The following is an 18,849-nucleotide window of genomic DNA, read 5'->3' as shown; positions in this document are numbered from 1 at the left end:
AATCAAAAACAAGTCGCCAGCGCGACTTGTTTTATGTTTCATGTTTTTGTCTAAAGTGGTAGTAGGCCCCCAACATACCCGCAGCGTTTTGATGGTGGGCAAATTCCAAACGGATCTTATCTGCTAGGCTAGGAACCAGTTCGGCACACAGGGCTTGATAGATTTTTGGCTTGAGGATGGCTTCCTGAGCCATAATCCCCCCTCCAAGAACGATGACCTCTGGATTGACCACATAGGCGATATTGGCCAGTCCTTTTCCGAGGTAGGCCACCATTCGATCAATTCCAGCCATGCAGATTTTATCTCCTTCTGTTGCCCGCTTAAAGATCCGGCGACCATTCCACTGTTCCACAGGATCACCATGATGTTCTGCCACATACTCGACCAAAGCAGTTGTTGAAGCTAGATCCTGAAAGGCACCATCTGGCAAATGAAGATAGCCAACCTCACAGGCTGAATTGCTGAAGCCATGAAAAACCTGACCATCAAGCAAGAGGCAACCGCCGATCCCTGTCCCAATCGTCAGGCAAACAGCATTGTTCGATCCTTTTGCATGGCCTGTAGTGACCTCTGCGAGACCGGCACAGTTGACATCATTTTCAATCTCGCAAGGGATCTGAAAGGTCTCTTCGATTTCCTTTTTGAATTGGGTGCCTGCATAGTTGGGAATTTGTGGGCCTGCATAAAAGATTTCTCCCTTATCAGGATCGACCATTCCGGCCGAAGAAATCGCAACCCCTGCCAAGGGATGCTTCTTCAAATAACGGGCTACGATTTCCTTTGTTGTGTTAAGAATGTGAGGTCCTCCTTTTTGGGCCTCCGTTGGCATTTCATGGGTCTCTAGGAGTTGCCCTTTTGCATCGGCTAAACCATACTTGATACTGGTCCCTCCGATATCAATTACAACATATGGATTCATCTAGACCTCCTTTGATCAAAGGAATCTGGCTTTTGTGTCCTGAATGAGTTGAGCAGCACGTTGGATCACTTCTTGATCCGCTTCTACTACTGGCGTCAAAGGGGAGCGAACAGATCCCAAGTCCAAACCTTCATTGATGCGCAAAACCGCTTTGATGACCGCATACATATTGCCATGAGCAGACGTCAAGACTCCGATAATGTCATTGATAGCAAACTGCAAGGCACGCGCAGTCTCCAAGTCTTTCTCAGCAATCAGCTGATTGAGCTTCAAGAAGAGTTCTGGCATCGCACCATAGGTACCACCGATCCCAGCATGTGCTCCCATGAGACGGCCACCTAAGAATTGTTCATCTGGGCCGTTAAAGACAATGTGGTCGTCGCCTCCTAAAGAAGCAAAGGTTTGAATGTCCTGAACAGGCATCGAAGAATTTTTGACCCCAATCACCCGTGGGTTTTTCAACATTTCCTTGTAAAGGCTCGGTGTCAAAGCGACCCCAGCCAATTGCGGGATATTGTAGATGACAAAGTCTGTATTGGGTGCGGCTGCACTGATTTCATTCCAGTAGTGGGCCACACTGTATTCTGGCAAGCGGAAATAGATCGGCGGAATGGCTGCAATGGCATCCACTCCTAGTGCTTCTGCATGTCGTGCTAATTCCACGCTATCCTTGGTGTTGTTGCAGGCTACGTGAGCAATGATGGTCAATTTCCCTTTAGCTACCGCCATCACTTCTTCTAGGATCAGCTTGCGATCGGCCACACTCTGGTAGATACATTCGCCGGAAGATCCGTTGACATACAAGCCCTGCACACCTTTCGCGATAAAATATTCTACCAGCGCACGTACCCGCTCCGGGCTAATTTCTCCTTGGTCATCATAGCAGGCGTAAAAAGCGGGGATGACTCCTTCATATTTTTTTAAATCTGACATTTTTTCTCCTTTTGTCACTAATGAATTCATTTTATTCTTGGTACTGGGCGAAAATCTTTTCCATTAATCCAACTTGTGCAAAAGCCAAGCTTGAAAAGCCAAACAAGAAAAAGATCATAAGCCCCAATAGGAAAGCTAAAACCGAGCTTGCAAGAGCCATACATAGAAGCAAGAGAGCACTTCCCATGACAAAGAACCAAGGAAAATGCAAGCCTGACACAATCATGGCTTTTTGCAAACACTCTTTCCAATCCAACTGGTAGCGAGCCGCAATCGGATAAGCAGCCAATAAGATCAACACAAGAAAGAGAAAGAGGCCTAAACAAATGGTTTTCAAAGCTTGGAAAGCTAGGGAAGTTTGCCCCCAAAATAAGAATAAATCAAAGAGACAAATACCTGCAACAATCAGTTCTAAACTTCCTAGTTGCAAGCCTATTTCCCAATTGTCCCGAAAAGCCTTCGCATAACTACGAATCACCGGAACACGACGCTGGTGCTTAATGGCAAATAAGGTCTGATACAAACTAATTTTCGCAATTCCAATCGTGAGAACTGGTAAACAACTTAGCACAAATAAAAGATTAACGGTTACCAAGTCGAGGACCTTCTCACTGATACGCATCACTACATTGTCCGTGTTAAAAACGGTTTTGATCAATCCTGCCCCCTTAGATGACATAGGCACTCCTTTCTAACGTGATCAATCGATCGCAATTTTAAATAGATATTTTTTCACGATATCTTCTTGCCCTGCATAGCCATTGGGCTGGTGAGGCTCCCCTGGAAAGAAAATCGCAAAATTATGATAGCCTAGATGAAGCGGATAAGACTCCTGGCAATGGACAAAACCGATGTCCGATGCTTCGTCAAATGCGAGCGCCTCACCTGTCACACGAGATCCATAACTCGAAAACTCATGCCCTTCTACTAATAGATGCAAATCGGCATATCTTTTGTGGTGTTCAAAGCGATCATTTTCTGTTTTGTTGAGGGTATTTTCTTGAACGACGAGAAAGACCTTATCCCCATCAATATCGTATCTCCCCAATTCAAAAGAATCCTTCCGATGCTCATAGAGAAAGTCAATGGCCTGATCCAGATTGGGGTGGATTCCTTTGTAAAAGGTGATGTTTTTTAAATCATCAAATATCATATTCTCATCCTTTCGATACTTCTCAGCCTAGAAAACCGATCTGTACACAACGATCGTTTGTCCAAGCAGACGGCTTATCCTTTGACCGCTCCCATGGTAATCCCTTGTGTAAAGGATTTTTGGAACACGAGGAAGACCGTAACGATTGGCACTGCAGCTAGGGCTGCCCCAGCCATGATCAAGCCATAGTTGGTGGCCATTTCAGCCTGCATGGTTGCTACCCCTAAGGAAATGGTCAAGTTTTGCCGAGAGGTCAGCATTACCAATTGCATAAAGTAGTCGTTCCAGGTGTTGATAAAGGTAAAGATGGCAAGGGCTGCAAATCCCGGCTTGACAATTGGGAAGGCAACGCTCCAGAAAGTCCGCAACTCTCCACAACCATCGATCTTAGCAGATTCTAAGAGTTCTGTTGGGATGTTTTCACTAAATTGCTTCATCAAGAAGACCCCGAATGGCCATCCAACCAGTGGTAAGATCACCGCTGCAAGGGTATCGTGAATTCCCATGAAGTTGATAATCCGTACCAATGGGACCAAGACAACTTGCTTTGGAAGGGCCATGGCTGCAATGAAGATGGCAAAGAGAATTCGTTGCCCATAGAAGCGTTTCTTAGCCAAGACATAACCTGCCAAGGAAGAGGTCATACACACCAAAAGCATGGTTGCTAGAGAGATGATGACACTGTTCCACAACCATTGTAGGGCTGGGTTTTGTACCATCAACTGTTGGAAGTTTTCCATGGTTGGTGTCTTTGGCCACCATTGAGGTGGGATCATAATGGTATCTGGTTGAGACTTAAAGGCCCCTGTCAAAATCCAATAAAATGGGAAAATGAACAAGACTGTCAAAAGGAGCAAAATGATCGTTGAAATCACTGTAAAGGCAGTGATGGGTTTCTTTTGTGTTGGTTTCATCTGAGGCTCCTTTCTTTAGTATTCTACGTCGTTTCCGAGGATCTTGAATTGCGCAAAACTGATAATGGCAATCATCACCGCAAGGAAGACACCCATGGTGTTGGCATAACCGTATTCAGAGAGTTTAAAGGCTTTTTCATAGAGGTAGTACATAAGGGTACTCGTTGAGTAGTTAGGACCACCGGATGTCAACAATTGGATCAAGGCGAAACATTGGAAAGAGTTAATGGTCGTAATGATGGCAATGTACAAGGTTGTTGGCAACAAGCTTGGCCATTTGATCTTCCAGAAAACTTGAAATTCTGTCGCACCATCCACACGCGCGGCTTCTACGAGGGAATTATCAATATTTCCCATAGCAGCGATGTAGAGGATGATCGGTTGACCAACAGAGGTGGTCAACAAAATAATGATGATGGCCATCAAAGCCCAGTGTTTGTCCCCCAACCAAGAAATGTTTTGGTTGATGACATGTCCAGATTTCAATACAAAGTTCAAAATCCCTGATAGTGGATCATAGATCCATTTCCATACAACCGTTACCGCTACACTCCCTGTAACAACTGGAAGGAAGAAGACGAAACGATAGAAGGAACGCGCAATCGCATTTTGATGGTAGGTCTGAGAAGCCACAAACAAGGAGAACAATACGACGATCGGAACCGAGCCGATAACGATGATGACGGTATTGATCAAGGACTTCACAAAGACCTTATCCGCAAACATGCGGGAATAATTTTCTAAACCGACAAACTTAAAGGATGTCATAGAATAGTTGAAGAAACTTGTCACAAAGCCCATGATCATGGGTGCTAGGACAAAGACCGTAAAGAAGATTAAAATGGGTGCTAGGAATGCGTAGGAAACGAGTGTCTCCCTCATTCGGATTTTGTTTACCTTCACAGTAAGGCACCTCCTAGTGTTCTTTTTCTATTTTCTTTTCTAAACATATCTTCCGACTTAAGAAAAGAAGATCCAGAAAGAATGAAGACCCCTTCGTTCCATTCCAAATAGAGAGATACGGATTCGAAGGGGCCTGCATATTCTCATTTCTATGAAAGACTTAGATTTGCTTCATAGACTGATTATTTTTTCGTAATGGTTTCGTTTGCTTTTTCAGTAAAGGTCTTCAAAGCTGGTTCTGCTTTTTCATCCCCGTTTGAAACAGATTGCAACATTGGGAACCATAGGGTCCGCATTTCTGCAAAACCGTCGATTGTGTTGTAGTATGGTGAGTAGTATTTTGTCCAAGTGCTGATGGTTTCCATCCGTTTGTCATCGTACAACTTACCAAATGAACTACGAACTGGGAAAGCTCCTGTACGCACAACATCTTTTGGACCCCATTCTTTGTCGTCTGCGATGAACTGTACAAATTTCTTAGCAGCAGCAATTTTCTTTTCATCTTTATTATTGAAGACAGCAAATCCATTGACAAGGTATTCCAATTTTGGCTTGCCTGAGTCAGATGGGAATGGCACTTCTACTACTTCAACCTTACTTGCATCCAACAATTTAGCTTGGATACCGTTTTGTGAAGGTGCCCACAAGATAGTGTAAGAAGTTTGACCGTTAGCGAAGTTTTGGATGTCTGCTCCACCGTCGAATTGGGAACCATTCATCATCAAACCATCTTCAATCCATTTAGAAGCTTTTTCTAAACCTTTGACAAATTTTGGATCATCTGTTGTATACTTGGTTACTTTTTCATCTGTTACAGAACCACCGTAAAGGTTAGCGATAAAGGCACGAGTACCTTGGTCTCCACCTTGACCGTTACTGAAGAGTGATCCTGGTGTGTAACCTTTGTCTTTCAAAGCTTTCAAGACTTTTTCAAAATCATCAGTTGTCCAGCCTTCTTTGACAAGGTCTAGAACTCCTGCATCTTTGAGCATCTTCTTATTCATCGCCATGTAGAATGGTGCTGAACTAATTGGATACATGTAAGCTGTGTCGCCTGCCTTGCTAGCTTGAATGATATTTTCATTATTGACATCTTTGACAAAATCTTCTGTAAAGAGATCGTTCAAATCAGCCAATTTTCCATTTTTACCATACTGAATGATCCGTCCAGGTGCATCAAAGAGCACATCTGGAGCCGTTCCTGCTTCAATAGCCGTTGTGATCTTTTCAGGACCTGACTTGAAGTCAATCGTTTCCAAATTCACGTGGATATCTGGATTCGCTTTTTCAAAAGCTGCAATAATTGATTTTTCGTAGGTTCCGACACCATCTTCTGCTTTTTCTTGAGTAAAGACTGGGAATGCCCACCAGGTAATTTCTGTTTTACCAGAATTTCCACCAGAAGATTCTGATTTTGATCCTCCGCCAGAGCCACAAGCTGCGAGTGCTAGAAGAGCTGCACCAGCTACCAACGAGCACAATACTTTTTTCATTTTCATGTGATTTCTCCTCACAATTGCGGTAAGATTACTCTTACAGGGGTTATCCTCAACGAGGACGCCTATTCTTGTTCTTGTTTCAGATTCGACTACTCTCTATTGGGTCTCCTCCTCCTTCAATCTACTGTTTTGTTTTCTCATTTTAAGGCTGCGACAAAGCGCTCTGTGATCTCTTTTGGTCGGGTAATAGCGCCACCTACTACGATACCGCGCACCCCGAGATCATGGATTTTCTTGGCCTGATCCGGATAGTGGATCTTACCTTCTGCGATGACATCTACTCCTGCTTGGCAGAGGCTATGGATCAGTTCAAAATCTGGACCATCAACCTTTGGACTGTAGTCCGTATAGCCCGAAAGGGTCGTTCCGACAAAGTCCACTCCCGCTTCGACAGCTGTCAATCCTTCTTCCAGAGTAGAGATATCAGCCATCAAGAGTTGGTCTGGATATTTCTCTTTGACCTGATGGATAAAGTCACTAATCGAAAGGCCATCATGACGGGGACGTTTGGTACAATCAAGAGCAATGACCGCGATATCCAAAGCTGCCAGCTCATCGACTTCTTTCATAGTAGCCGTGATAAAGGGTTCTTCAGGTGGGTAATCGCGTTTGATAATCCCAATGATCGGTAACTTGGTCACTTCCTTGATTTCCTTGATATCTCGTACACTATTGGCTCGGATTCCGACAGCTCCACCCTGCTCAGCCGCTTTGACCAAGAGAGGAATGACTCCTCCTGCTTCTGTATAGAGCGGTTCATGAGGGAGGGCTTGACAAGAAACAATGATGCCATCTTTGATTTGTTCAATCAGTTCATCTTTTGTAATCTTTGACATAACTCCTTCTCCTTTGATAATAAGGCAACTCGAGTACTTGTAAATTGATTATAATCTATTTTTAAAGCGCTTACAATATTAATCGTGCAATTGGATTATAGTTTCACATTTTAAGGGGAAATAAAAAGATCTCTGAAACTAGTTTCAGAGATCTAGGACATGGTGATTCCCTAGGCCATCTTTTGAGTCGCTTTTTCCCTTACGACAAATACAAAGCCGATAGAGCCGACGACGGCTCCAAGCAAGATCCAATAGACCATATCCGATGAAGCCATTGGACCTGCCAAGAGACCTGCTAGTAAAAAGAGATCGATATACAGTCGGGTATCGCGATAGAAGGTCCAATTGAAATGGTAGCTACCTTCTGGATACTGACGTGTCGATACAGCCGGTTGAAAGACCTGAAGAAGGATCAATATCCCAACAAAAGCAAGATAAGCCAAGCTAACTACCGAAAGCGGAGCCCGCATCGTCAAAGCTACAGCCGCTAAAAGCAAGACCAAGATCCAGAAATGGAAGTCCATCCAGAATTCACGATGATAACAAAACCGTTTCATAAGATCACACCTTCCTCTTTATGTAATCGTTTTCTGTACTTCTATTATAAGACAACAAATTTATTTTGCAAGAAATCATTGGCTTTTTGGGGTTGAAAATAGGACCAGAATATCTCTGGTCCGTCTAAAAAAACTATGAACAAATATTAGTTGCCACTTCATTCACTGATATCATTTTCGATAATCACCTTGAGAGCATGGTTTTCACCCGCATGTTTAAAGACATCATAGGCTTTTTCAACTTCTGAGAGTTTGAAGTGGTGGGTGATGAGCTTGATCCAGCAGTTGCAGATTGCCTGCAGATACATAGGTTGCAGCTTTCATAAGCGACTCCTTTTTTGTTGGTTTGATAAAACCATTTTATTTTCGTTTCTTTGTGAATATTATAACATACTAAGCAAGCGCTTGCAATGATTTATGAGCACATTTTTAAAAGTTTTTGAGCAAACAAAAACATTCCCCTTATCTCTACCAGAGGAATGTTTCAATCACCTTGTTCTAATTGTTGACGCTGCTTGTAGTACTCTTGCTGCTCGCGCTCGCGTTCTTCTTCTAAACGCTCTTCATAGCGCTTGAGTTCTGCCTCAAACTCTTCTTGCAAGGCAAATAAACGCTCCAAGCCACTTTGAGCCTCCGCACTTGGGGCTTGAAAATGCAGGGCACTTAGCCAGTCCACTAAATTTTCTGTATGTTGGCGGACATCCATACGCATATCCGCATAATCCCACTCCAACTCGCTCAGTTTTTGATTGAAGCGGTAATGTCGATCTTCTAGTTGTTCTAATTCACTATTTCCTGAATGGGACATCACATACCTCCTTTAATCGGACTCAATAAAATCGGCTTCTTCACTGATTTCAGTGCTGTTTCTACCGCGTCCGCTGCTCCTCCTGTAAATCCATCTTTCAAATCACTAACTAGGGTCGTTGTAGCAAAAGAGCGCATCTTTTCGGATTGACCGCCCAAGGTTACCTGCAAACTCATCCCTTCCAACATCATCAAGGCTTTCTGCGTTGCAATCAAACTTCTGATCGCAATCCGCTCTTGCTCCTTTTTAATCTCTCGATGGAGCTCCTCAATTCGTTCTCTGTCCTCTCCCAGGATCTCTAACATCTTTTTCTCCTACTTATGAAAAATCAAAGGCCATCGCTTGTCCCTTGTCCAAGTCCACCAATTGAGCTGATGCAGCCTCCAGCTGACCTGCCAAATCTGACAAGCGAGTGGAATAGGCCTTTGCTTGGGCGAGATTCTCCGCCTCTACCGCTTGGTCCCAACAAGTATCCATGGAGAACTCTCCTAATAGTTGCTCCACTTCTGCATCTGTTAAAAATTGGGCCATGCTGTGGGCCATTTGAGACACCTCAGCGACCTTATGGGAAACCGTCTCCTTAGCCTCTTCCAGTTTATCCTTGACTTCTGCCTCAAAGGCAGTTGCTTTCGCTGAAGCATTCTGCGCTACCGCCAGCACCAATTCCTCCCGCAATTGAATGGTCTGAGTCCCAGACGCGCCTGCCAGTTGCTGATGGAGGCTAGAAATACTTGGCCTTTCCTGCCCATACATGGAGACCACCGAAGCAGATGATGGCTGATTTTCTGAAGTGGAAGTTTCCCGATCTCGTTGGGGCATTTCAATAATTTTCTGTGCCTGATCTTGTCTTCCTTGCACGTCACCTTCTAACTCCATTTGAGATGGCCTCCTTTCTTGGATTTGTTTTTTCATTTCCTATAACTGAAAAAGGATCATAACCCTTCAGCTACAGGCAGATTCATACACTATAGGGTAACATAAAATAGCTCGGAATGCTATAAAAATAACACAATTTTTGAAAAAAAATCTAATTTTTTATGAAAAAACGAGTTTTGGACCCAAATAGCAAAAATCCCCCACTCTTTCGAGCGAGGGATAGCTGATAAACATCAGTTGTTCCTTGGCGTCTTATTTACGACGTCCTGGACGTTCCTTGTAACCATAGTAAGCATCTTCGATGATTTCTTGCATATGGTCTACCATTGGGAGACGTGGGTTGGCTGGTGAACATTGATCTTCGTAAGCAAGGAAGGCCAATTCACGAGAATGTTTCTTCCATTCTTTTTCATCGATGCCTTGTGCTTTGAAGTTCATTTCGATACCACAGCGTTCACCGAGTTCGTATACAGCTTTTGCGTAAGCTTCAACAGCTTCTTCTGGAGTAGAGCATGGAAGTCCTAGCATACGAGCGATATCTTGGTATTTTTCATCTGCACGGTAGTAGTTGTACTTAGGCCATGTAGCTGTCTTGGCTGGGCGTGTACCGTTGTAGCGGATAACGTATGGAAGCAAGATGGCATTGGTCCGTCCGTGGATGGTGTGGAATTGCGCACCGATCTTGTGGGCCATTGAGTGAGAAATACCGAGGAAGGCATTGGCGAAGGCCATACCTGCGATGGTTGACGCATTGTGCATCTTTTCGCGTGAATGGAAGTCCGCATTCTTGACTGAGCTTTCCAAGTTTTCAAAGACAAGTTTAATAGCTTGAAGAGCAAGACCATCTGTGAAGTCGCTAGCCATTTGTGATACATAAGCTTCTGTCGCGTGCGTCAAGACGTCCATACCAGTGTCTGCTGCAACAGATCCAGGAACTGTCAATACCAAGGCAGGGTCTACGATGGCAACTGTTGGAGTCAATGAGTAGTCTGCGATTGGGTATTTACGGTTGTTTGCTTTATCAGAGATAACGGCAAATGGAGTTACTTCAGATCCTGTACCAGATGTTGTTGGGATCGCAATAAATTTGGTCTTCTTACCAAGCAATGGGAACTTGAAGGCACGTTTACGGATATCCATGAATTTTTGAACCAAGTCACGGAAGTCCACTTCTGGTTGTTCGTAGAAGAGCCACATAACTTTGGCTGCATCCATTGGTGATCCACCACCGAGAGCAATGATCGTATCTGGTTTGAAGGCACGCATGATCTCTGTACCACGTTCAACAGTTGTGATATCTGGATCTGGTTCTACGTCTGCAAAGATTTGGTAAACCACCTTGTTGCGACGAAGGTCAAGCTGTTCGATGATACGATCAAGGAAACCAAGCTCTACCATAGCGTGGTCTGTAACGATCATGACACGTTCAACGTCACGACATTTTTGTAGGTATTCAATTGAATCACGTTCAAAGTATGTTTTTGAAGGAAGTTTCATCCATTGCATGTTATTTCTCCGGCGTCCGACTTTTTTGATATTCAAGAGGTTGATGGCACTAACGTTGTCCCCAACAGAGTTGCGTCCGTAAGAACCACATCCAAGTGTTAATGATGGCAAGAAGGCATTGTAAACATCCCCGATACCACCGAAAGTCGAAGGAGAGTTGCAGATCACACGAATAGCTTTAACTGCTTTACCAAATTCTTTGGTCAATTCTTCATCAGCAGTATGGATGGCTGCTGAGTGACCAAGACCGTTGAATTCAACCATTTGGCGAGCTTTGTTAATTCCGTCTTCACGGCTTTCAGATTTCAAAACAGCGATGACTGGTGACAATTTTTCACGAGTCAACGGTTCTTTTTCACCAACTTCTTTACATTCTGCCGCAAGGATATTGGTTCCTTCTGGTACAGTGAAGCCAGCTTGTTCAGCGATCCATGCTGCTGGTTTCCCAACGATGTCCGCATTCAATTTCGCACCTGCACAGTTCTTGCTGTTGGCTTTTACGCCGAAGCAGAACTCTTCAAGAAGGGCTTTTTCTTTTTTGTTGACAAAGTAAGTGTGGTAAGATTTGAATTCTTCAACAAACTCATCGTAGATTTCTTTATCGATGATGACCGCTTGTTCAGACGCACAGACCATACCGTTGTCAAATGATTTAGACATGACGATATCGTGTGCTGCTTGGCGGATATTGGCTGATTTTTCAACGTAAGCAGGAACGTTTCCGGCACCTACCCCAAGAGCTGGTTTTCCACAAGAATAAGCAGCTTTTACCATGGCGTTACCACCGGTCGCAAGGATGGTCGCAACCCCTTCATGGTTCATCAGGGCACTAGTTGCTTCCATAGAAGGTTGGGTAATCCATTGCACACAGTTCTCAGGTGCTCCAGCTGCAATTGCTGCATCGCGTACGATTCGTGCCGCATGAGCAGATGATTCTTGAGCGGATGGGTGGAAGGCAAAGACGATAGGGTTCCGTGTCTTCAAGGAAATCAATGCTTTAAAGATTGCTGTTGAAGTTGGGTTGGTTGTAGGTGTGATCCCGCAGACAACTCCGACAGGCTCAGCAATAAGGGTCAAACCAGTGACGTCATCTTCTGAAATGACACCAACTGTCTTGGTGTGACGCATGTTATTTACTACGTGTTCACAAGCGAACAAGTTCTTCGTCGCCTTGTCTTCAAAGACTCCACGACCAGTTTCTTCATAAGCATGAAGAGCAAGCTCACCGTGTGCGTCAAGAGCAGCTACAGATGCTTTCGCTACAATGTAGTCCACTTGCTCCTGGTTCAATTTGCGCATTTCTTCAAGCGCAACAAGCGCTTTTTGCACCAACTCGTCTACGTGTTTTTCAGCAGCGAGTTTCTTTTCTTCAGGTGAGAGAGTTTTTTTATCAGCCATTTGATACTTTCCTCCAATGTTTGAAACCCTTATCCTTTTCTAGAACTTTTTCATTTTTTCGGAAATTTTCAAGAATAGTGTAAGAAATTTCGATTTGTTAATTATTTCACAATATAATTGTACTCTATTTTGAGATTTTTGTAAACACTTCCAAGCAACTTTCACAAAGAATTTTTTGAAGTTTGTGAAAACTTTATCAATCATATTGCTGTGAAAGCAATTATTTAGCAAAATTGTGAAAAAATAATTAAAAAAATTTTTTCTTCACAAAGTGATATTTTCAATTGATTTTTGTAAGCGTTTTCTCAATCTTACTAAAAAAGCAGCTTTTTACAAGTAAAAAGTTGCTTTTTGTTTTATTTTGTTAGGATTTGTTTTGTTTCAGTTTCAGAGAAGCATTTTTACTTCTTGACTGGGCCTTTTTCAGCCTTGTCAAGAGCTTTTTTGACTGTTTGAGCATAGAGTTCCCCACCATTGGTTTCCATATTGAAGTGAACAGAGTCTGTTCCCACCCAAATGTTTGGATTTTCAATTGCTACTTGGTACCAGTCCGCAATGGTGATAAAGTCGTATTTCTTAGCTAGTTCCAACTCATAAAGACGAGTTTGAACCGATTCACTGGACTGATCGTTGGCATAGCGACCATCATATGGTGTCACAAGGATCAAGCGACGGCCTTTTGGAAGTTTTTCAACATACTGATCCAGCAACTCTTTGTAGTTGCTTACAGTATTGGTTCCTAGGGCAATGACCACATTTTTTAGGAGAACTTTATTGGAGATATCGGTCTCAAAGACCTTCATTCCATTTTCCAACTGACGGCTCACCACCGCATCAATCTGGATACCCGGGATGGCTTTAGTCAGGTAGTCCTGCGCTCGCAAGTTAACCGAATCACCGATCATGGTCACACCATTTGAGACGTTATAGTCTGTTGCCGTCGCATTGTCCACCTGCGTCCGTGTGACCTGCATTTTGCTGTCTGCTTGATTGAGCCCACTCACTACCAAACTCTCATCAAAAGCTCCAACGGTTGGTGCAAAGGCAGAGATCCCGATCATCAAGAGAGCTAATGGAATCATGAGGTAAAAGATCGGCTTGGTCAAAAAGCTAAGATCCATCTTCATACCAAAGACACGAGGCTCCTTGCCTGCAATGGTTGGCTCCAAAATATAGAAGGACAGAGCCGTTAGAATCAAGGAAACGATCGTCGTCACAAGGGCTGCCATCATATTTCCCAAATGTTGAGAGAAGATGATAAAGAAAGGCCAGTGGAAAAGATAGACACCATAACTGGTATCTGCCAAGAAATTGAGGATGGCTGGTTCTTTTTTATCTGGCGTCTTCTCATGGAGAATGCGGGCCGACAGAATCATGGCACAAGCTGCGATTGTCGCTGCTAAAAAGCCAAATAGATAGGTCCATAAGCTATCAAATGGCAAGAAAAGACTGAGCACAAACAAGAAGGCAAAGCTTCCACCCAAGATCGATAAGGTCTTTTTCATGCTCCAAGACTGCACCAGCTTTGTAAAGTTCGGGCTGACATTGGCAATCCCTGTCACCGTTGCTAGACACGATCCCGCAAAGAAGGGGAAGATGTGAGTGAAGCTAGAAAAATAGATAGTAGAGAAATTGGCTGTCAGAAAGGCGCGGATAAACATGGACAAGAAGGTGAAGAGAAAGAGCCCGCTGGATGCCAGGAAGAGCATGCCTCGGTACTTTCCAACCGTCTTAGCCCGCTTAGCCAAGAACCATGCCAAAAGTGCCCAGAGCACATAATAATGCACTTCTAGGGCCAAACTCCAGGTATGAAGGAAGAGATGCGGAATGAAGTTACTTTCGTAACTACCACCCGTTGCCATCTCAAAGAAATTGGTCACAAAACCGAAGACCGCCGCAATCTGAGTCCCAATACCAGCCACGTAGTCCCGTTGGACCATAAAGGTAAAGGGCATCACGACCAAGACCATAAAGACAAGGGGTGGTACGATCCGGTAAAAGCGCCGTTTCAAGAATGCCAGGTAGTCGATTCCTTGCTTGCGCGCAAATTCATCGATCAAGAGCGCTGTAATCAAAAATCCTGAGAAGGTGAAGAAAATATCTACCCCAATGAAGCCTCCAGGAAAGGCTTTTTGGAAGAAATGGTAAAGCAATACCAATAAGAGTCCTGTAACACGGACTAGTGAAAACCATTTAATGCGCATTTTGATAAATCCCCTGCTTGAATGTTCCTTTGTATACGACGTTGGCTTCTGTGGTTAAGGTGCCTTTGCCCTCCGGCTGGCCGTTAACAAACTGCCCTTCATAGGTCCAACCATCCTTGGACTTAAACTTACCATAGCCGCTAAAAGAGCCATTGACGAGGTTACCTGTGTAGGTATCCCCATTTTTAAAGGTGACGGTTCCCTTGCCATTCATCTTGCCACGGACCAAACTTCCGTCGTAACGGATCGCCCCCTTATCCAAGGTCAAGACACCCTGACCTGGAATGGCTGAAAAGAAAACCAACAAAGCAGATAGAATAATCACGACTAATGCTGCTATTTCTAAATTTTTTCGCGTCAGATAGACCTTATAGGTCTCATAAAATTCTTTCATATTCTGTATTCTCTCACATATCAAACTCTTAAGAAGTTGCTAACTGATCCAACCAAGTCTTACAGCCGCTCAGGACTCTGGAATAGGTCTCCTCAAAATCACCGGTATACCACGGATCTGGCACACTTTCAGCAGCAAAAAGATGAATCTTGTATTCTGTTCCTGCAGGAGCCATTCGCTTCAGATCTGCTACATTGTTTTCGTCCATCCCTAGGATCAAATCAAAGTTGTAAAAATCCTCTTCCTTGATCTGTAAGGACGTCTTAGCTGGATCATACGGGACCTGGTGTTGTTGAAAGATTTTCTGGGTTCCCCGATGGATGGGATTTCCATGTTCCCAGCTAGAAGTAGCCCGACTTTCAATCTCATACTGATCGGTCAAATCCTTCATGACAAACTCCGACATGGGGCTCCGACAAATATTTCCTAAGCACACAAAGACGATTTTTTTCATGATTCCACCTAACTCCTTGTTCGGACTGCCCAACCTAGCTGAGCTCTTGGCTTTCCACTATGGAAAACCAGCATACTATTACTATTATAACAAAAATGTGACAGAAAGATGACAAAGGGGCTCCATCATTTTAAAGAAAAATCAGATTCCTTTTTCAAATCTGATCTGTTTCTCTATTTTGGAAAATGAACCTCTAATGGAGGCCATTTACTCTGCCAATTTTTCTTTTTCATCCGCTCTGTATAAACCGCTAAACGCTCCGAGTTGGCTAAAAAATGCGGGGTCGGCTGAACGATGAAGTCTTCGATATCCCTTGTCCCATAGGGGAGAAAGAGCTCTAGCTGACCATCTTTCCTTAAGCGAACTGCAAGTGCCGTACACTGCTCGGGGTATTTAGAAACCGCATCACAGGCACTGCGATAAGGGGCCGTCCCTGGGCTATGCTGGTGCATATAGACTTGATTTTTGACTTCCCAAGCGTACTGGGGATAGGTCTTCTTTAATTCCTGCTCGATCTGCAGAGTCTCCTCATAGCTGATCGCAGGGTCATAAAAGACCAGATCCATATCGGTTGTCGCGTCAAACCCTGGTCTTCCAGAGAGCTGGTTCCAGATGAAATTGCGCACCGCACCTGCTGCCAACCAGGCATCTGCCAAGTTGAGATCTCGAATAATGGCCAAGACAGTCATCATCTCCGGATCCGCTTGGATTTGTTCCACTATTGCTTCTTCCGTCAGCATCTTCTTCTAGTCTCCATTATAGGGATAACCCAGGTGTTCATAGGCCTTGCGGGTTGCCACGCGCCCTGTCCGGGTCCGCATGATAAAGCCTTTTTGAATCAGGTAAGGCTCATACATGTCTTCTACGGTCTCCCGTTCTTCGGCAATATTGACCGATAGAGTCCCAAGCCCGACCGGGCCACCGCCGTACATTTCAATCATGGTACGCAGGATCTTTTGATCGACATAGTCCAGTCCTTCATGGTCCACATCCAGCATAGAGAGGGCCTTGTCTGTAATAGTATCGTCAATTAAGCCATCGCCCATGATCTGGGCAAAATCGCGCACCCGTTTGAGCAAGCGGTTGGCAATCCGAGGAGTCCCACGACTACGAAGAGAAAGCTCTTCGGCAGCTTCGTGGGTAATCTCCATCTCAAAAATCTCGGCGGTCCGCTCGACAATCTCTGTCAGATCATCCTGCTCATAGTATTCCATGTGTCCGGTAATCCCAAAGCGAGCGCGCAAGGGATTGGACAGCATACCAGCTCGAGTCGTTGCCCCAATCAAAGTGAAAGGAGGAAGGTCCAGATGGACACTCCGGCTGCTCTCACCAGCGCCAATCATGATATCGATGTAAAAATCTTCCATGGCGCTGTAAAGCACTTCTTCGACTGACATAGGCAGACGGTGGATCTCATCGATAAAGAGGACATCGCCCGGCTCTAAGTCATTAAGGATGGCTACCAAGTCACCAGCCTTTTCAATGACAGGACCAGAAGTCTGCTTGAGATTGACGCCTAGTTCATTGGCAATGACAAAAGCCATGGTGGTTTTCCCAAGGCCTGGAGGACCAAAAAGAAGGACATGATCCAGCGCCTCATCCCGAAGCTTCGCCGCCTCAATAAAGATTTTCAGCTGGTCCTTGACCTTATCTTGACCAATATATTCATGTAAATATTGCGGGCGCAGCGTCCGTTCAACAGCCTCTTCATCGCCCATAATTTCATTGTCTAAAATTCTACTCATACAGTCTATTATAGCAAAAAATGATACCTTCGGTACCATAAATAGAATGTGTTTTTTAAAGATCCTGGTTCTCACTTGCGTTCGTTAGAAAAAGTTGAAAGATTTGCACTCGTTGCCAACCTTTCTTTTTATTATACTTCCCTTCTTCTTCATAATCTCTCACTCAAAATTTCACTTTATAATTATTTCCTTTAATGATAAAATAAAAGCAACAACGCTTAGGAGGTAAATTTATGTTTACTAAAACAAAGAAAATCCTTTTCGGTTTCATGACATTCTTTGCAGTGCTCGTAATTGCGGGATGTCAGTCTTCTCCATCGCAGTCTTCTCAAACAAATAAATCTTCTCAAACAAATAAATCTCCTCAAACAAAAGCACCACAAGATCTTACAAAGGATCAACAAGGAACTTGGAAATGGACTGACCAACAAATGACCATTCAAAAAGTATTCCTAGCTTCTAATATCAAAAAGCTTGCCGCTGGACTGATGCTTGATGACTTCGATAAGGTTAAGATGACGATGACCATTAAAGATAAAACCGTTGAATTGAAGTACCATTTTGATTACAGAGAACTGTATGAGGATCAAGCATTTGCAACAGGAGAGAACAAAGCGAATTATGAATCGTATTTAAAAAATAAAACTGCTGAATTTAAGAATTATATTCCAAATTTGAAACATACAAAGATTACTCTTGACGAACCTAATTATGCCTATGATTACTCTCTAACTGGAGAAATCGATACGCAGAAACATACTATTACGTTCCCTGAAACACCTACATTTTTAAGTAGAATTGTTATGGGAACCACGTATAACTCACTTGTACCAATTACTTATACTTACACCGTTGAAGGTAACCAACTAACACTTTATGCTGAAGGTAAAGATGAACAAAGTCATTTTAGAGTAATACGTCTTCGTTTCAATTACGTAGGAGACAATCATTAGAAGGAGTGATCAATCATGAACAATATGAAAAAAAGTTCCCTATGGATGTTGTCCCTTCTTGCCCTTCTATTTGTATCAGGATGTGGGCAACAGAAACAACAGAAACAGAAACAACAAACAACCACTGAGACTACAACAGTTGCAGAAACTACCACAGTAGCACCTACCCCAGTCTCACTCGAAGGAGACTGGAAAGCTGTAGATTTTAGAGATACAGTGGAACGTACTTTCTTACTTTATTATAATGATGCTAATAGTCGATTAAAGGTTACTGAAGCCTTCCAAGATATCGTTCCGACTCTAAAAATCACAGGAACAGATGTAACTTATTCTTATAGTGCTGATATGAATAAGTATATTGATTTTTATGCTGAACAGAATAAAGATGAATATCCTACAAAAGAAGAAGCTACTGCCATCCTTCTAGGCGTAAGAGAAAAGAAATTTGGAAGTTTTAAACATCAAACTGGAACGTTTGATAACGATACAAAAGTGTTAACTGCAACGTTAAAAGATGGAGTTTTAAACGAGAATGCAAAAACGATCGTATTCCCTGAAGTTCCAAACATCTTTGGAGTTCTACCTCTTTATATTAATTCTACAGACGTACCAATTACTTATCACTACGAATTGAATGGTGACATCCTTACAATTTACGCTGAAAAAACATTCGAAGAAACAGGAGCACATCTCGTTTATCCGATGAAATTCAAGAAAGTTTCAGATCCTAAAACTAATTAAATAACTCACTGCCCCTTGAGAATTTGTACTGACCCCAAAAAGTTAGACAAATAATT

At 43.4% G+C, this 18,849-nt stretch carries 20 protein-coding genes and 1 pseudogene; 2 read left to right on the top strand and 19 right to left on the bottom strand.

Annotation, left to right across the window (positions count from 1 at the left end; genetic code table 11):
* Positions 1-31: 31 nt before the first annotated feature.
* The 19 genes and pseudogenes from HMPREF2904_RS05115 to ruvB all read right to left on the bottom strand — a co-directional run bounded on the left by HMPREF2904_RS05115 (position 32) and on the right by ruvB (position 17,099).
* On the bottom strand, positions 32-919 hold the full coding sequence (locus HMPREF2904_RS05115; RefSeq protein ID WP_070660639.1) for an ROK family protein: 888 nt from the start codon (positions 917-919) through the stop codon (positions 32-34).
* Positions 920-934: 15 nt separating this feature from the next.
* Positions 935-1,852, bottom strand: coding sequence for a dihydrodipicolinate synthase family protein (locus tag HMPREF2904_RS05110; protein ID WP_070660637.1), 918 nt, complete (start codon positions 1,850-1,852; stop codon positions 935-937).
* Positions 1,853-1,883: 31 nt separating this feature from the next.
* Entirely contained in the window at positions 1,884-2,531 is a 648-nt protein-coding gene (locus HMPREF2904_RS05105; protein ID WP_070660633.1) for a DUF624 domain-containing protein, read from the bottom strand.
* 21 nt (positions 2,532-2,552) lie between these two features.
* On the bottom strand, positions 2,553-3,005 hold the full coding sequence (locus HMPREF2904_RS05100; protein WP_070660631.1) for a NanQ anomerase/TabA/YiaL family protein: 453 nt from the start codon (positions 3,003-3,005) through the stop codon (positions 2,553-2,555).
* A 74-nt stretch (positions 3,006-3,079) separates the two neighbouring features.
* Complete coding sequence (locus tag HMPREF2904_RS05095; RefSeq protein WP_070660628.1) at positions 3,080-3,919, bottom strand: carbohydrate ABC transporter permease; 840 nt, start codon at positions 3,917-3,919, stop codon at positions 3,080-3,082.
* 15 nt (positions 3,920-3,934) lie between these two features.
* Entirely contained in the window at positions 3,935-4,822 is an 888-nt protein-coding gene (locus HMPREF2904_RS05090; protein ID WP_003009412.1) for a carbohydrate ABC transporter permease, read from the bottom strand.
* A gap of 182 nt (positions 4,823-5,004) precedes the next feature.
* Positions 5,005-6,321: an extracellular solute-binding protein gene (locus HMPREF2904_RS05085; RefSeq protein ID WP_070660625.1), complete on the bottom strand. Its 1,317-nt coding sequence runs from the start codon at positions 6,319-6,321 to the stop codon at positions 5,005-5,007.
* A gap of 137 nt (positions 6,322-6,458) precedes the next feature.
* The gene (locus tag HMPREF2904_RS05080) at positions 6,459-7,157 is read right to left on the bottom strand and encodes an N-acetylmannosamine-6-phosphate 2-epimerase (RefSeq protein WP_003009406.1); all 699 of its coding nucleotides are present in this window, start codon (positions 7,155-7,157) and stop codon (positions 6,459-6,461) included.
* A gap of 170 nt (positions 7,158-7,327) precedes the next feature.
* Complete coding sequence (locus HMPREF2904_RS05075; RefSeq protein ID WP_070660621.1) at positions 7,328-7,714, bottom strand: ABC transporter permease; 387 nt, start codon at positions 7,712-7,714, stop codon at positions 7,328-7,330.
* Between the two features lie 158 nt (positions 7,715-7,872).
* Positions 7,873-7,989 (bottom strand): annotated as a pseudogene (locus HMPREF2904_RS05070) (alcohol dehydrogenase); the annotation flags it as partial.
* Between the two features lie 209 nt (positions 7,990-8,198).
* Positions 8,199-8,522 carry a hypothetical protein gene (locus HMPREF2904_RS05065; protein WP_070660619.1) on the bottom strand — a complete coding sequence of 108 codons (324 nt, stop codon included), beginning with the start codon at positions 8,520-8,522 and terminating at the stop codon, positions 8,199-8,201.
* Positions 8,522-8,827, bottom strand: coding sequence for a hypothetical protein (locus HMPREF2904_RS05060; RefSeq protein WP_003002376.1), 306 nt, complete (start codon positions 8,825-8,827; stop codon positions 8,522-8,524). Before HMPREF2904_RS05060 ends, HMPREF2904_RS05065 begins: the two co-directional genes overlap by 1 nt.
* A 13-nt stretch (positions 8,828-8,840) precedes the next feature.
* Positions 8,841-9,398 (bottom strand): hypothetical protein, encoded by a 558-nt coding sequence (locus HMPREF2904_RS05055; RefSeq protein ID WP_070660616.1) that lies wholly within the window; start codon positions 9,396-9,398, stop codon positions 8,841-8,843.
* A 252-nt stretch (positions 9,399-9,650) separates the two neighbouring features.
* The gene (adhE, locus tag HMPREF2904_RS05050) at positions 9,651-12,302 is read right to left on the bottom strand and encodes a bifunctional acetaldehyde-CoA/alcohol dehydrogenase (RefSeq protein ID WP_070464599.1); all 2,652 of its coding nucleotides are present in this window, start codon (positions 12,300-12,302) and stop codon (positions 9,651-9,653) included.
* A 401-nt stretch (positions 12,303-12,703) separates the two neighbouring features.
* A complete protein-coding gene (locus HMPREF2904_RS05045) occupies positions 12,704-14,506 on the bottom strand; it encodes an acyltransferase family protein (protein WP_070660613.1) in 1,803 nt (600 codons plus the stop codon).
* A complete protein-coding gene (locus HMPREF2904_RS05040; protein ID WP_070660610.1) occupies positions 14,496-14,900 on the bottom strand; it encodes an MORN repeat-containing protein in 405 nt (134 codons plus the stop codon). The genes HMPREF2904_RS05045 and HMPREF2904_RS05040 overlap by 11 nt, the downstream gene beginning before the upstream one ends.
* 28 nt (positions 14,901-14,928) lie before the next feature.
* The gene (locus HMPREF2904_RS05035; protein ID WP_070660608.1) at positions 14,929-15,354 is read right to left on the bottom strand and encodes a low molecular weight protein-tyrosine-phosphatase; all 426 of its coding nucleotides are present in this window, start codon (positions 15,352-15,354) and stop codon (positions 14,929-14,931) included.
* 173 nt (positions 15,355-15,527) lie between these two features.
* The gene (locus tag HMPREF2904_RS05030) at positions 15,528-16,094 is read right to left on the bottom strand and encodes a nucleotidyltransferase family protein (RefSeq protein WP_070660606.1); all 567 of its coding nucleotides are present in this window, start codon (positions 16,092-16,094) and stop codon (positions 15,528-15,530) included.
* Between the two features lie 6 nt (positions 16,095-16,100).
* Positions 16,101-17,099: a Holliday junction branch migration DNA helicase RuvB gene (gene ruvB / locus HMPREF2904_RS05025; RefSeq protein WP_021154208.1), complete on the bottom strand. Its 999-nt coding sequence runs from the start codon at positions 17,097-17,099 to the stop codon at positions 16,101-16,103.
* Positions 17,100-17,332: 233 nt separating this feature from the next.
* Between ruvB and HMPREF2904_RS05020 the strand changes: the two genes are divergently transcribed.
* Positions 17,333-18,052 (top strand): hypothetical protein, encoded by a 720-nt coding sequence (locus HMPREF2904_RS05020; protein ID WP_070660604.1) that lies wholly within the window; start codon positions 17,333-17,335, stop codon positions 18,050-18,052.
* A gap of 15 nt (positions 18,053-18,067) precedes the next feature.
* On the top strand, positions 18,068-18,793 hold the full coding sequence (locus HMPREF2904_RS05015) for a hypothetical protein (RefSeq protein WP_070660602.1): 726 nt from the start codon (positions 18,068-18,070) through the stop codon (positions 18,791-18,793).
* The last annotated feature ends 56 nt before the right edge of the window (positions 18,794-18,849 follow it).

Origin of the sequence: Streptococcus sp. HMSC072G04, from assembly GCF_001813295.1 — a bacterium.
GTDB lineage: Bacteria > Bacillota > Bacilli > Lactobacillales > Streptococcaceae > Streptococcus.
The sequence above is the reverse complement of the archived record's forward strand: the minus strand, read 5'-3'. Positions and strand labels throughout refer to the sequence as shown.

Excerpts from the sequence above, each read along its gene's own strand:
- HMPREF2904_RS05115 (WP_070660639.1), bottom strand. The coding sequence starts at position 919 with ATGAATCCATATGTTGTAATTGATATCGGAGGGACCAGTATCAAGTAT.
- HMPREF2904_RS05110 (WP_070660637.1), bottom strand. The coding sequence starts at position 1,852 with ATGTCAGATTTAAAAAAATATGAAGGAGTCATCCCCGCTTTTTACGCC.
- HMPREF2904_RS05105 (WP_070660633.1), bottom strand. The coding sequence starts at position 2,531 with ATGTCATCTAAGGGGGCAGGATTGATCAAAACCGTTTTTAACACGGAC.
- HMPREF2904_RS05100 (WP_070660631.1), bottom strand. The coding sequence starts at position 3,005 with ATGATATTTGATGATTTAAAAAACATCACCTTTTACAAAGGAATCCAC.
- HMPREF2904_RS05095 (WP_070660628.1), bottom strand. The coding sequence starts at position 3,919 with ATGAAACCAACACAAAAGAAACCCATCACTGCCTTTACAGTGATTTCA.
- HMPREF2904_RS05085 (WP_070660625.1), bottom strand. The coding sequence starts at position 6,321 with ATGAAAATGAAAAAAGTATTGTGCTCGTTGGTAGCTGGTGCAGCTCTT.
- HMPREF2904_RS05080 (WP_003009406.1), bottom strand. The coding sequence starts at position 7,157 with ATGTCAAAGATTACAAAAGATGAACTGATTGAACAAATCAAAGATGGC.
- HMPREF2904_RS05075 (WP_070660621.1), bottom strand. The coding sequence starts at position 7,714 with ATGAAACGGTTTTGTTATCATCGTGAATTCTGGATGGACTTCCATTTC.
- HMPREF2904_RS05065 (WP_070660619.1), bottom strand. The coding sequence starts at position 8,522 with ATGTCCCATTCAGGAAATAGTGAATTAGAACAACTAGAAGATCGACAT.
- HMPREF2904_RS05060 (WP_003002376.1), bottom strand. The coding sequence starts at position 8,827 with ATGTTAGAGATCCTGGGAGAGGACAGAGAACGAATTGAGGAGCTCCAT.
- HMPREF2904_RS05055 (WP_070660616.1), bottom strand. The coding sequence starts at position 9,398 with ATGGAGTTAGAAGGTGACGTGCAAGGAAGACAAGATCAGGCACAGAAA.
- adhE (WP_070464599.1), bottom strand. The coding sequence starts at position 12,302 with ATGGCTGATAAAAAAACTCTCTCACCTGAAGAAAAGAAACTCGCTGCT.
- HMPREF2904_RS05045 (WP_070660613.1), bottom strand. The coding sequence starts at position 14,506 with ATGCGCATTAAATGGTTTTCACTAGTCCGTGTTACAGGACTCTTATTG.
- HMPREF2904_RS05040 (WP_070660610.1), bottom strand. The coding sequence starts at position 14,900 with ATGAAAGAATTTTATGAGACCTATAAGGTCTATCTGACGCGAAAAAAT.
- HMPREF2904_RS05035 (WP_070660608.1), bottom strand. The coding sequence starts at position 15,354 with ATGAAAAAAATCGTCTTTGTGTGCTTAGGAAATATTTGTCGGAGCCCC.
- HMPREF2904_RS05030 (WP_070660606.1), bottom strand. The coding sequence starts at position 16,094 with ATGCTGACGGAAGAAGCAATAGTGGAACAAATCCAAGCGGATCCGGAG.
- ruvB (WP_021154208.1), bottom strand. The coding sequence starts at position 17,099 with ATGAGTAGAATTTTAGACAATGAAATTATGGGCGATGAAGAGGCTGTT.
- HMPREF2904_RS05020 (WP_070660604.1), top strand. The coding sequence starts at position 17,333 with ATGTTTACTAAAACAAAGAAAATCCTTTTCGGTTTCATGACATTCTTT.
- HMPREF2904_RS05015 (WP_070660602.1), top strand. The coding sequence starts at position 18,068 with ATGAACAATATGAAAAAAAGTTCCCTATGGATGTTGTCCCTTCTTGCC.